The sequence below is a fragment of the Desulfuromonas sp. CSMB_57 genome, from assembly GCF_020194955.2.
Lineage (GTDB): Bacteria > Desulfobacterota > Desulfuromonadia > Desulfuromonadales > Syntrophotaleaceae > JAFCIY02.
Genome location: NZ_JAFCIY020000001.1, coordinates 318,483 through 330,136, shown reverse-complemented (window position 1 = coordinate 330,136; position 11,654 = coordinate 318,483). Strand labels below are relative to the sequence as shown.

Annotated in this window: 11 protein-coding genes; 5 read left to right on the top strand and 6 right to left on the bottom strand. The window is 59.3% G+C overall.

Going from position 1 to position 11,654, the window contains the following annotated elements; genetic code table 11:
- Positions 1 to 280, top strand: a 280-nt coding sequence (locus JQN68_RS01400) for a hypothetical protein (protein WP_249620968.1), incomplete at its 5' end; no start/stop codon positions are given.
- A 253-nt stretch (positions 281 to 533) separates the two neighbouring features.
- On the opposite strand, the gene JQN68_RS01395 is transcribed toward JQN68_RS01400, so the two are convergent.
- The 5 genes from JQN68_RS01395 to tssF form a co-directional block, all read right to left on the bottom strand.
- Positions 534 to 764 carry a hypothetical protein gene (locus JQN68_RS01395; RefSeq protein WP_225073843.1) on the bottom strand — a complete coding sequence of 77 codons (231 nt, stop codon included), beginning with the start codon at positions 762 to 764 and terminating at the stop codon, positions 534 to 536.
- Positions 764 to 1,138: a Tse2 family ADP-ribosyltransferase toxin gene (locus tag JQN68_RS01390; protein WP_225073842.1), complete on the bottom strand. Its 375-nt coding sequence runs from the start codon at positions 1,136 to 1,138 to the stop codon at positions 764 to 766. Before JQN68_RS01390 ends, JQN68_RS01395 begins: the two co-directional genes overlap by 1 nt.
- A 321-nt stretch (positions 1,139 to 1,459) precedes the next feature.
- Positions 1,460 to 2,824, bottom strand: coding sequence for an ISNCY family transposase (locus JQN68_RS01385; RefSeq protein ID WP_225073841.1), 1,365 nt, complete (start codon positions 2,822 to 2,824; stop codon positions 1,460 to 1,462).
- Between the two features lie 107 nt (positions 2,825 to 2,931).
- Positions 2,932 to 3,867 carry a hypothetical protein gene (locus tag JQN68_RS01380; RefSeq protein ID WP_249620967.1) on the bottom strand — a complete coding sequence of 312 codons (936 nt, stop codon included), beginning with the start codon at positions 3,865 to 3,867 and terminating at the stop codon, positions 2,932 to 2,934.
- A 99-nt stretch (positions 3,868 to 3,966) separates the two neighbouring features.
- Positions 3,967 to 6,765: a type VI secretion system baseplate subunit TssF gene (tssF, locus tag JQN68_RS01375; protein WP_225073177.1), complete on the bottom strand. Its 2,799-nt coding sequence runs from the start codon at positions 6,763 to 6,765 to the stop codon at positions 3,967 to 3,969.
- A 276-nt stretch (positions 6,766 to 7,041) separates the two neighbouring features.
- On the opposite strand from tssF, the gene trmB reads away from it, so the two are divergent.
- The 4 genes from trmB (at position 7,042) to JQN68_RS01355 (ending at position 11,043) form a co-directional block, all read left to right on the top strand.
- Positions 7,042 to 7,743, top strand: coding sequence for a tRNA (guanosine(46)-N7)-methyltransferase TrmB (trmB, locus tag JQN68_RS01370; RefSeq protein WP_225073178.1), 702 nt, complete (start codon positions 7,042 to 7,044; stop codon positions 7,741 to 7,743).
- Positions 7,736 to 8,971, top strand: coding sequence for a tRNA pseudouridine(13) synthase TruD (gene truD / locus JQN68_RS01365; protein WP_249620966.1), 1,236 nt, complete (start codon positions 7,736 to 7,738; stop codon positions 8,969 to 8,971). Before trmB ends, truD begins: the two co-directional genes overlap by 8 nt.
- A 366-nt stretch (positions 8,972 to 9,337) precedes the next feature.
- On the top strand, positions 9,338 to 10,126 hold the full coding sequence (locus JQN68_RS01360; protein WP_225073180.1) for an IclR family transcriptional regulator: 789 nt from the start codon (positions 9,338 to 9,340) through the stop codon (positions 10,124 to 10,126).
- A 107-nt stretch (positions 10,127 to 10,233) separates the two neighbouring features.
- On the top strand, positions 10,234 to 11,043 hold the full coding sequence (locus JQN68_RS01355; RefSeq protein ID WP_225073181.1) for an alpha/beta hydrolase: 810 nt from the start codon (positions 10,234 to 10,236) through the stop codon (positions 11,041 to 11,043).
- Here JQN68_RS01355 and coaE read toward each other — a convergent pair.
- On the bottom strand, positions 10,973 to 11,611 hold the full coding sequence (gene coaE / locus JQN68_RS01350) for a dephospho-CoA kinase (protein WP_225073182.1): 639 nt from the start codon (positions 11,609 to 11,611) through the stop codon (positions 10,973 to 10,975). The genes JQN68_RS01355 and coaE overlap by 71 nt on opposite strands.
- Positions 11,612 to 11,654: the final 43 nt, after the last annotated feature.

Genomic DNA, 11,654 nt, shown 5'->3' with positions numbered 1-11,654 from the left:
AGGTTATTGGCTTGATGTCGTTGGTAATATTCATCGGGCACCTCCAGTTTTTTTATGGTACCAAATATGGGCCGAAAAGGAAAGCACCCAAGGGCTCAACTTTTGGGACACCAAGTTCGGGGCTATTTTAAGAGCCCAGAATCAGGGGAAGATAAGTCATGTGAGCCCGAAACTCCGCCGGCACTCCGTCCCCGACCCGTTGATTGGGCCGGAGAAACAACAAATATTCGCTGGCATGCTTTCCAAAACCGAACATCTCCGCCCCTTTCTTGACCCCTAACGACCTCCGAGGGAAGGCCTTATATGGGCGTGCCTCGACCGACCAAATTCAGCTGGTGTCGCAACATGATTCGGGCGCTGTTGAAGCTCGGTACCCCGTTGGGCGCCGTCATCCGCGCGGGGCTGTACCATGGAAACTGGCCGCACAGTCCGGCATGACCAGCCAATGGCTGAAGGTGCAAGGTCTCGTGTCGGTCAAAGAACTTTGGGTGAAAATCATTCCCCGGCTACCCGATTAGGGCAATATCTGCTCATCATGAGTTTTCAGAAATTAGATTGCCGAAAACTTTTATTGCTTCGCTTTCAAAGCGTTCCTTTAAGCCAGCAATTTCAAGGTAATCGTTTCCGGCATCTGCCGCTTCATCTTCATCATCTGATTCTTCAGCTACGGTTTTAAGGCGTTGCATCTCTCTTGAAATGGATTCGAGGATGTATCGCGCCTCCCAGTCGAGTATGGAAAAAATTAATTCACGCTTTTTTGTCATTATATCACCTGTTTTCTAAAAACTTTTTGACACTTCATGGTAAGTTTCGACAGCAAATCAACAAATTCATCTAATGTCATATTGTGCTGAGGGCAAACACTGTAATGACCAGGTCTATCGTTAATTAACTTAAGTCCAATTGGCAAATGTGTTCCTTTGGCGATCATCCATACCCAGCCAGCGACAGGTGTTTTATCCAGTCTGTCTCTTGTTGCAAGCGAAACCCCTTTTCCATTTGCCACCACGGCGGTAATTCCATTTATCTCAATAGTATCAATATCTTTTGGTCTCCTTACATGCGTAAGCCGCGGACTTGTTGCGTTGCCAAGTCGAAATAGATCTTCAGGCGCCAAAAATAAATCGACTAGTTGCATAATTGTCCCCTCTGATTTCTTGTTGCTCTTGAGGTGAGCATCACCGGCGTGGACCTGAACTTATAGGGTGCAAGTCCCCTGCATCCCAGGGTCCCTTGAACAATGACAGCACATGGAATTTTTTAACTTTTTATTCTAGCTAGTGTCCGTCCGGAAACCCCGGTTTTTATCAGGCGCGGCCACTCTGGCAGCAAGACAAATGCCAGATCCGCAGGGTTTTGAAATTGTTGAGTCTCATAGCGCCCCCGATTTATCCCAAAAGTGCGGCATAAGGACGCACGATTCCTGTCGGAGGCGAGTTTTACAGCCTGTTTTGTCGCGTTAGCCCTTGGCCAGTTCGATGCGTGCCAGAACCAGCAGGTTGTACGAGACGACATTGCTCCAGACATAGCGCCTGAATCCGCGCCATCCGCTCCAGGTACAGCGGGTCAGGCCAAAGCGCCGTTTCAGGGCGGAAATATTGGCCTCGATCCCGGCGCGAAAGTGTTTCAGGCGCTTGTAGACCCAATGGCTCTTGGCCATGTCGAGCACCCCAAGGCCGCGACGCTTGGAGAAGACGGCATCCTTGACCAGGTGCTCTTTGGCAAACGACAGATTGTCCTTGGAGGCAAAGCCCCCATCGGCGCTGATTTGGCGCGGCATGGTGCCGAAACGCTGCTGATGGCGCTCCAGCAGGTCGATGTATTGCTCGCTGTCGGCGGGATTGCCGCGGGCGATTACGCAGTCCAGAATCAGATTGGAGGCGCCACCGGTAAAAAAGACCTTGTGACCGTACTCGGTTTCGCGGCGCGACTTGACGATGATGTCGCTGTGGCTCTCGAAAAAGGAGATGATTTTCTCCGAGGCCGGGACCTTCTCGTCGCGAAAGACACGCCGTTCGGTCTGGTCGATGACCTTTTCGAGAATGCGCAGGGCCCGCTCCAGCTTCTGTGCCAGAAGGTGCGCGGTGCAGCCGTCTTGGAAGCTGTCGCCCTGGTAGGCGCCCAGAACGGGGATCGCCTCCCGGGCATAGCCGCAGACCTTGCGGGCGACTTCCACCAGGTCGCGGTAAGCGGCCACGCGGGTTTCCTGCTTGCGGGCATTGAGGATGGTCAGGGCGCGCTTTTTGGCTACCCGGCGATGATCGGAAAATGGGTAATCCGGACGAGGCCTGAGCTGATGGCCCTCGACCATCCAGCGGGTCATGATCCGAATGCCGTCCCACAGCAGCGAGGAGTCGGTGGGCTGGTGGATGTTGGTCTCAATGGCGGTGGAGTCGATGCGCACCTTCTTGCCCGTCTCGATTTTCGTCCCGGCGGCGTAGTCGAGGATCAGGTGGTGCAAGGCCTCCCAGGTCGACTCCGTCAGGCTCTTGATACTGTCCTGGAGGATCGACTTGCGGGGATAAACGCCCATCTCAAGGCGAGCAAAAGAGCGGAAGGCCACGGAATCTTCCAGGTAAAAGGCCAGTTCCTCATAGGTCAGCTCGCGATACTGCTTGAGAACGGCGCAGCGCAGCACCTGGTCGGCCGTCAGTCCACAGCGCCCGGTATCCTCGCGCCGACCCTGAAGCAGATCGCGGTGAACGGCATCGAGGATATCCGGCGTGTGATCCAGAATCTGCGAAATGCAGCGCAGCTCTTTGGCGATGGCGCTGGTATGCATGAGTTCGAAGATGGACATTTGTCGATTGATTTTTCGCCTCACGAGCCCTCCTGACCGTATTGAAGTTGAATAAATTCAACAGGTTAGAGGGCTATATTGTCATGCCACGCTCAAAATTTCAAGTACAAAAACGTGTCTTTTGTTCGTAATTACAACAGCTTATGACTTTCCGGATAGACACCAACTATGACCAACCCGCCAACGACAAGTCCCACCCAGCCTACAGGGGTAGAAAGCATTATAAGCCCCAGACCAAATGCTCCAGCCTTGGCAACGCCACTGCCTGCCAAGGCACTAAGAGCAAACCTGGACGACTCCACGAACAACTCCCGCTCCCAGTCGCCGCCTTCCTGGTAGGTATTGTGGACATGGCCGGCGCGGCTGCCGAAATCGATGACCGCCAGGCCGTTGCCGAGAAACTTGGTGTAGCCGGCGAACCGGACCAACCGCGAGGCCTGGGCCGTATCGGTGACATGGAGCTTGGCGACGGTGCGGCTGCTCTCGGCGATGTTCATGCCCCTTCTGGCACTCGTTAAAGGCGTTCCCCGGCGCGATCGCATTTGTTGGGTTAGCTTTTTGAGTTCCGCCCCGAACTTGGCCTGCATTTCCTTGAAGGCGGCCATCACTTTTTGCCTGGCCTCCAGCACCTGCCGGGAGAGCAGTCTGCTGCCGCTTTTTTTGGCCTGCTGCCAGACCTCCCGGTACTTCATAAGGGCATCTTGATATTTCTGCACGGCCCGCAACAGGTCCCCCATGCGTTGCGAGTAGACACTGCCGGCCGTGCCGGCCATTCCCGCCAAGTGGGCACGCAGGGTTTCCACAATCTCCGCCAGGGCGACCACGTTGTCACCGCCGAAGGAAAGGGAAAGGTTGGTCAGTTCCGTTGCCGCATCCGGGTGATAAAGCCGGGAGAGGATGCTCCGATCCATGGGACCGCAATAATCCGATACCAAATAGGGCGTATAGGGATAGATATATCGAGGTTTGGAAAAGGCCAGGCCTTCCAGATTATCCATGGGGATGCCGAAGGTGCTTTCCATGATGGTGGGACAGATGCGTCGATTGCTCAGAATGATTTCAGCCATTGTCGCTCCTTCGCGATTCGGGCAGCAGGTTCAGGCAGCAATCCGAACCGAACCCAGCCTATTGGCGGCGACCCGCTATTTTCCCGATTCATTGGAAGCTCACAGCCCCGGTCTCTTGCCGAACACAATCGGGAATTCATAGAGCAGGCTGCCATCCGAATCCCGGAGAAAGGTGCGCAAAAAGTAAAACACGGAAACCAGTTGGCCCAAAAAGCGGTGTACCAGCGAGCCGAACAGCACCAGGTCGCCGGTGCTGCAGAAATTGCTGCGCTGCAGGGTCAGATCCACCTGCCACCCCTGGCACCATACGCCGCGAATGACTCTTCCGGTCTGTTCGATGGTGAAGCCGACAATGCCGTCGATGCGCCGGTCGTTGCACCTGCTCCCATCCCCGTAATCGAGCACCGTGGCGCCGATGATTTGCAGGATGCCGCGCAGGCTTTTGGCCGTCATCAAGCGCAGGTTCAGGTAGGAAATACTCTTGAGATGCCAGAAATAGTTGACCTCCAGCGCGTCAAACAGGGCCCCAACCACCGGTTTGCAGTTGCTGAAGGTGGCATAGGCGGGCGAATTGTCCGTGGAGTGGGTGAGACTGCCGGCCTTGAGACCGTTGGGAAGGGTGCCGTTGGTGCACAGTATATCGACGGACAGGCCGGACAAGTCCGTCATCGGGATGGCGTCCGGCAATTTGATGGTCAGGAAGGTATCGAAACCCGGTCGCAAAAGGGCCGGCCGACTGGACACCTGATAGACGGGGCCATCCACGGGTCGACTGGTGATCCAGGGCGTAGCTTTGAAGGGGAGTGGCTCCCCCTTGGCCTTGGTTATGCCCGTCACCTGCTCGACGGCATGGACTTCATAGGCCCCGCACTCTTGGCCTTCGGGCACCACCTGGTATTCGGTGCCGGCTTCCTGCACGGTGATGGGCCGCGCCCGGCGGGGGAAGATGTTTTCCGCCGGCGTCGCGCCCAGAACGAAATCCTGCCGGCTCACCTCGGGCGGTTTGCCGGGCAGGCGGTCGAATTCGAAGGCCACGGTAAAGTTCGCCGATTTATCCTTCGGTTGCCACTGCCGCCAACCGTACACATCGAGGAACAGGAATTTTTCGGGCAACAGGGAAAAATCCCTGAGCATACCCAACTGGACCGCGCCGCCCGCCACGAAGGCCATTTCGCCGGCGTCTCCCCACCAGGCGACGGGTTGCACACAGTCGGGACCCAGTACGCAGGAATCGTCTCCGGTACCGGCAGTCAGCTTGATTCGACTCAGGTGCCGGGTCAACAGCAGATGCAGATCGACGGCGCGGGGATAATCACCGCCCAGGAACAGCCTCAAACTTTCGGGGCGCCAGTCTGCAAGGGGGATGTGATGCAACTCGAAGTCGAGGAGGATGGCCGCCGGTTGGCCGGGTGGCCGCACCCAACGGGCCTCCTGGAGGGTCAGAGGATGCAATTCGACGGACCCGTTGGTGGTAAAGCGGCAGGCCGTGCCCGCCACCGACTCCGAGTCAAGGCGGGTGCCGGCGGGCACCTGCTGCGAAGTGGTGCAGGTGAAACGAGGCGTGAAGGCGACGATGGTGGCGGCCGGGATGGAGCGCAGGTAGCGGGGGTGTAGCACCTGGGTCAGCAGCCGGATAAAATCGGGAAGATCATCCTCGATCTGCCATTGCAGCAGGGCATTCATGAGGGCGGCGCCTTCCGTGAGCCGCTGTACCCCGGGATCGGCGGCGTGTCCATGGATCATGGAGGCCATCCGCGGATGTTCGGCGACATAGTCGGCCTGCAACCGGGCCAGAGCGGCCAGTTCCTGGCGATAATATTGAACGAAGCTCCGCTTTTCCGCGCCCGCTGTCGACGTTTTGGCAGGCCCCCCGTCCGACTCCGGGGAGGTGCCGCGAAAATCCGCAAGGGGAAACAGGGCGCTGACTTCGCCGAGGCTGTCGCCGGCAAAACTCCAACTGTTCAGACCCAGGCGGGCTTCCGGATCACCCAGGCGCAGGGGCCGGGCCTCGCCCGCGGCCAGGGTGAGGCGCAGGTCGACGTCGAGAGGTGACTTGACGTAGAATCGTACCCATTTGGAAAGTTTGTCGTGCAGCACCGTACCGGGCAACAGGTTATTGTACTGCTCCCAGGTCAACGGGCCGATCTCGATCCGGAACTTGCCCTGGATATCGTCCACATGGCTGCCAAGCACCGCATCCACGCCCAACCGACAGCTGGACACCCCCAGGCACAGGCGCTGATCCGGAGGGATCGGCACCCGCCGGAAGATGTTCTGTGCGATGCGCACCTTGCAGGGCGCCAGCAACTCTTCCAACATGGCCTTGAGGCCATAGGCGGAGCGGGGAAAAGTGCTTAACAGACCGACGTAGCGCAACATCCGCCGGCCGTCCGGAACCTGGGCCAGCATTTCATCTTCAGCAAGGCCGATGAGACACAACAACCGGTGCTGCTCGAGGGGATATTCCTCCTCGACCATGCGATACAGCAGGTTGTATTTGTTCCAGCATTGAAAATACAGCTGATAGAGCCGCTGGTGGAACAAATCATAAAAACCGCGCAGCGCGGACCGATCCTCGGCGGCCTCGGCGAGGAGCTCTTCGGTGTAAAAGGTGGGCAGAGGCGAGGAGGAACCGTAGAGACTCAGGAAAGTGGCGGTGATGGACAGACCGTCTTCGGTCTGCTCCACCCGTCCGACATCGGCAGCGGGAAAAGCCAAGGACAGTTCGGGTCGAATCCTGAGTTTGTCGAGCCAGGAAACGTCCGGCAGGTCCCGGCGTTTGCCGCTTTCCAGGATTTTCCGGGCCAGGCGCAAGACCTGGACGAAAGAAAACTCGTGGCCCCTGCTCAACAACTGGTTCAGGATATGGGCATGGGCCATCTCTGGCGCATCGGTCATGCCCAACTCCCCGGCAGCGCCTGCAGAAATTTCCCGGTTTCAATCATAAGGCACCTGACCAAATACCTTGAAAAAGCAAAACCCCATTAACTTATTGAAAGTATCACATGTTAATACACGCCCCCTCCGGCCTTGTCAATCTAATTCTAATGTGTCAATACTTAACACGAATCGCCCCTTGCCGGGGTCGTAGAGTCCGAGCGATGACCGTTGCTTTTTCTTTTTCGGCATGGTAGATCTGGCAACTTTCAGAAAATCTCAGCCTGCGAGCAATTCATGACCCAGCACATACTCGACATCGATTCCCCCTGCTTCCTTCGGGAGCAGCAATTGGCCGGGCCGGCCGACCTGACGGCGGCGTTTGCCGGCGACGGACCCCTGTCCCTGGAAATCGGCTGCGGTCTGGGTGATTTCATGATCGAGCTGGCCGCACGACACCCGGACCGGAACTTTCTGGCCATCGACATCTATAACAAGGGCTGCCTGAAAACCTGCAGGAAAATCGAAGCCGCCGGCCTGGAAAATGTGCGGGTCATGCGCATCGAAGCCCGCTATCTGATGGCGCGTTATCTGACCGAAAACAGTCTCGCGGCCGTGTACATCAACTGCCCGGATCCCTGGCCCAAAAAGCGGCATCGGCGCCGGCGCCTGGTCAACGACGCCTTCCTGCGGAACCTGCTGCATTACCTGCAACCGGCCGGCGATCTGTTTTTCAGCAGCGATTTTCTGGATTACGCCGAGCAGGTCGCCGAGGAACTGAGCGGCTTGTCCGGTTACGAAAACCGCCTGCCGCAGGCGCTGGTAACCGAATTCCCGGATTACCCTCTGTCCAATTACATGCGGCGCTTTTTGCAGCAAGGCCAGCCGATCCACTATCTTCATTACCGGAAAACCCCGTCCGCAGTCGCGGCCCCAGCGCCTCTGGGCGCCGTCCAGCCGGGGTTTCGCGTCGCTTGGAGCCAGCCCGGCCATGCCTGATTATCTGACCGATCAACTGCCCGGCACCGGCGGCCACATCAAGGAAACCTGCGAAGACTTCCTGGTTGAGGAACTGCCTCTCTACCCGGCCTGCGGCAGCGGCGAACACCTGATGCTGGAAGTGGAAAAGCGCGGCTTGACCACCTTTGAAATGATGCGCCGCCTGGCCCGCGCCCTCCAGGTCAAGGAACGGGACATGGGCTACGCCGGCCTCAAGGATGCGCAGGCCACCACCAGGCAGTTCATTTCCGTGCCCGGCGCCACGCCGCAGCAGACCGCCGACCTGGACCTGGAAGGGATCCGGATCCTGTCCGCCACCTTGCACCGCAACAAATTGCGGCCGGGCCACCTGGCCGGCAACCGTTTCACCATTCGGGTTCGCGACACCGGACCGGAGGCGGAAAGCATCGCCGGAAACGTGCTGCACATCCTGTCCCTGACCGGCGTTCCCAACTTTTTCGGCGTTCAGCGTTACGGGGTGCTGGGCAATTCCCATCTCATCGGCGGCGCCCTGCTGCGCCAGGACTATCCCGGCGCAATTCGGCAGATCATCGGCGACCCCGAGCGGATTACCAATCCCTCCTGGCGGCAGGCGGCGGAACTGTTCCGCGACGGCGATCCGGCGGCAGCGGCGGCGGCTCTGCCGAGAGGCATGCGCGACGAGTACCAGCTGCTGCAGATCCTGGCCAAAGGGCAAGCCCCGGAGAAGGCGGTGCTGACGCTGCCGGCGCGCCTGCTGCGCCTCTACCTGTCCGCCTTTCAGTCGTACCTGTTCGATCGGGTGGTCGCCATGCGCCTGGCGAGTCTCGACATTCTGTGGCCCGGGGACCTGGCCTACAAGCACGACAACGGAGCCTGTTTCCTGGTTGCCGATGCCGCCACCGAACAACCGCGCGCCGACCGCCTCGAAATCAGTCCTTCCGGCCCGCTGTTCGGCTACAAGATGTCCCAGGCCGGAGCCGCTCAGGGCATGCTGGAGCAGGCCCTGCTGGCCAAGGAAGCCCTGAGCCTGGAGCATTTCCGTCTCGGCCGGGGCCTGTCCATGCCCGGCGAACGGCGACCCCTGCGGGTACCCATCAGCCAGACACGAGTACAGACCGATGCGGACGGCCTGCTGCTGTCCTTCGCCCTGCCGCGCGGCAGTTATGCCACCAGCGTGCTGCGGGAGATCATGAAAACCCCCGCCGACAATCTGCAGGGAACGGTAACCGCACGAAATATCGAATAAAACAACCGTTTACCAGTACTTATTGGATTGTCGGGCACCGCACCGACCGGAAATCGGGGCCGTTTCCGCAAAACCGGTGCCGTGGCCGCCGGCCGGGTGCAACTATCTGAAAGAGCTTCTCTTGCGGGATGTCCCCCACGCCCAAAAAAGCCCCGGGAATCCCGCCGGATACTATTGACATTTGTAAAACGCAATTCTATATTCTCAGAATTATCCAGCGCGCGGCCCCCATCCCGGCCGTATCCTGCCGACCGGCACGCGGGTGCAGTCGATCTTCGACCCGTTTAGTCTGCGACGCATTGCGCAAGGCAATTTCCAGCTTGACCGACCCCTGGCCGGCCAGCCATTTCAAGAAGGAACTGGCAGATGGCAAAAAAAGAGAAATCCGAGTATATGATCCAGGCCGTATCCCATGCCCTGGATCTTCTGGAACAATTCCATCACAGCGACGTGGATGAACTCGGCGTAACCGAGTTGAGCAAACGTTTGCGACTGCACAAGAACAACGTGTTCCGACTCCTCGCCACCCTCGAGTCGCGCGGCTACATCGAACAGAACAAGGTGACGGAAAACTACCGTCTGGGCTTGAAATCCCTCGAACTGGGGCAGACTTTCATCAAGAAGATGGGACTGCTCAACCAGGCCAAGCCGGTGCTGGAAAACCTGGTGGAACATTGCAACGAAACCGCCTATCTGGCGATTTTCAAGGAAGGCTACATCGTCTACCTGGATGTGGTCGAAACCCATAACACGGTACGGGTCGTGTCCCGGGTCGGCAGTCGATTGCCGGCCTATGCCACCGCCGCCGGCAAGGTCCATCTGGCCTTCATGTCCGAGGAAGAGCTGGAAGTCATCCTGCCCGAGCGTGAGCTGCCGACCTTTACCCCGTCGACCTTCGGAGACCGGGAAAAGCTCAAGGAAGAACTCGCCAAAGTGGCCGAGCAGGGTTTCGCCGTCGACAACGAGGAACTGGATCCGGGCGTGCGTTGCGTGGCAGCTCCCATTCGGGACTATACCCGGCGCATCATCGGCTCCCTGAGCGTTTCGGGACCTTCCATACGGTTCAGCGACGAGCGCCTCAAGGATGAATTGATGCCGCTGGTGGTCAAGGCCGCCGAGGATCTCTCCACCCGGCTGGGCTATCACAAACAGTAACGGCATCGCCCGCCATCCTGCGGCGGTCCCTGCCAAAACGACAAACGCCATGGATCGCCGGGTCAGGTAACCGGGTCCATGGCGTTTTTACGACAAGGTCCGTAATCATGCCGGAAAATCTCGGCCCAACGGCGGAGTTCCCCATTCGGAACGAGGCCAACCAGCCCTTTTCCTGGCCCGCCGCGCAACCGGACCAGGGCGCGGTGTTGTTGGTCCACGGCTTCACCGCCTCCCCATGGGAAATGCGCCCCTTGGGCCGTATTCTGCAACAGGCCGGCTATGCGGTGGCAGCGGTGCGGCTGCCGGGACACGGCACCAGCCACGAGGATTTGCGCCGCCGGCACTACGAAGAATGGCTGCAGGCCGTAATCGAGGGCTATGAGCTTTTGCAGACCGGCCACCGGCAGGTATTCGGCCTGGGCATCAGCACCGGCGCCCTGCTGTTGGCAGCCCTCGCGGCACAACAGCAACCAGCCGGTCTGATTCTGCTCTCGCCGTTTCTGCGCCTGCGTCACTGGCTGGCGCCGGCCTGCGGCCTGCTGCAATATGTCCAGGCCTACCAGGAACGGACGTTGCGCCCCGAACTGATCCCCTATTACTACCGGTACCGGCCGGTGGCCGGAGTCCATCAGATCAACCGCCTGCTACGCCGGGTGCGACGGGAATTGCCGCAAATCACCGCCCCGGCGTTGGTGGTGAATGCCTTGGGGGACCGCACGGTGAACGTGGCCAGCGGCCGGCACCTGTTCGAACGCCTCGGCAGCCGACCGAAGGCATATCACCTGTACGGGCCGGAGGTCGGGCACGGTCTGGCCTCCCCCGACCAGCCTTGCTGGCCGGACCTGATCAGTCTGGTGCTGACCTTTCTGCGCCATCACGACGCGACGGAGACGGGCCGAAGCCCATCTGTTCCATGAGCGCCGCCACCTGGCGACGGGTCTCTTCCGGCGTGCCGGAATTATCCACCAGGTAATCGGCTCGCGCCATCTTTTCCGGTTGCGGCAACTGGGCGGCAATCCGCTGTCGGGCCGCTTCGCAACTGATGCCGTCGCGGGCCATCAATCGCGCCAACTGCACCTCCGGCGGCACCGTCACCACCAGCACCGCATCGACCTGGCGATCGACGCCGGCCTCAAACAGCAGCGGCGCTTCATACACGATGAGCCGCGCGCCGCGCCGGGTCAGTTCGGCAAATTCCCGCGCCGCCAATTCGGCAATGGCCGGATGGGTAATGCGATTCAAATCGGCCCGGGCCCCATCATCGTTGAAAATCCGTTCCGCCAGGAATTTGCGATGCAAACTGCCGTCGGCGTGCAATGCCTCGACTCCGAAACGCTCGACAATTTTTTCCAGCACCGGGCTGCCCCGCTGCACGATTCGGCGCGCCAGTTGGTCGGCGCTGACCACGGCCGCACCCAGGGACCGGAAAATATCCACGACCAAGCTTTTGCCGCTGGCGATGCCGCCGGTTACGCCGAGAATCATCCTACTTGTCTCCTTCAATCCTGTCGCCGTTAAAGACCGCCCA

What these genes read in the sequence shown, in the direction of transcription:
- JQN68_RS01395 (WP_225073843.1), bottom strand. Translation starts at nt 764, where the DNA reads ATGACAAAAAAGCGTGAATTAATTTTTTCCATACTCGACTGGGAGGCG.
- JQN68_RS01390 (WP_225073842.1), bottom strand. Translation starts at nt 1,138, where the DNA reads ATGCAACTAGTCGATTTATTTTTGGCGCCTGAAGATCTATTTCGACTT.
- JQN68_RS01380 (WP_249620967.1), bottom strand. Translation starts at nt 3,867, where the DNA reads ATGGCTGAAATCATTCTGAGCAATCGACGCATCTGTCCCACCATCATG.
- tssF (WP_225073177.1), bottom strand. Translation starts at nt 6,765, where the DNA reads ATGACCGATGCGCCAGAGATGGCCCATGCCCATATCCTGAACCAGTTG.
- trmB (WP_225073178.1), top strand. Translation starts at nt 7,042, where the DNA reads ATGACCCAGCACATACTCGACATCGATTCCCCCTGCTTCCTTCGGGAG.
- truD (WP_249620966.1), top strand. Translation starts at nt 7,736, where the DNA reads ATGCCTGATTATCTGACCGATCAACTGCCCGGCACCGGCGGCCACATC.
- JQN68_RS01360 (WP_225073180.1), top strand. Translation starts at nt 9,338, where the DNA reads ATGGCAAAAAAAGAGAAATCCGAGTATATGATCCAGGCCGTATCCCAT.
- JQN68_RS01355 (WP_225073181.1), top strand. Translation starts at nt 10,234, where the DNA reads ATGCCGGAAAATCTCGGCCCAACGGCGGAGTTCCCCATTCGGAACGAG.
- coaE (WP_225073182.1), bottom strand. Translation starts at nt 11,611, where the DNA reads ATGATTCTCGGCGTAACCGGCGGCATCGCCAGCGGCAAAAGCTTGGTC.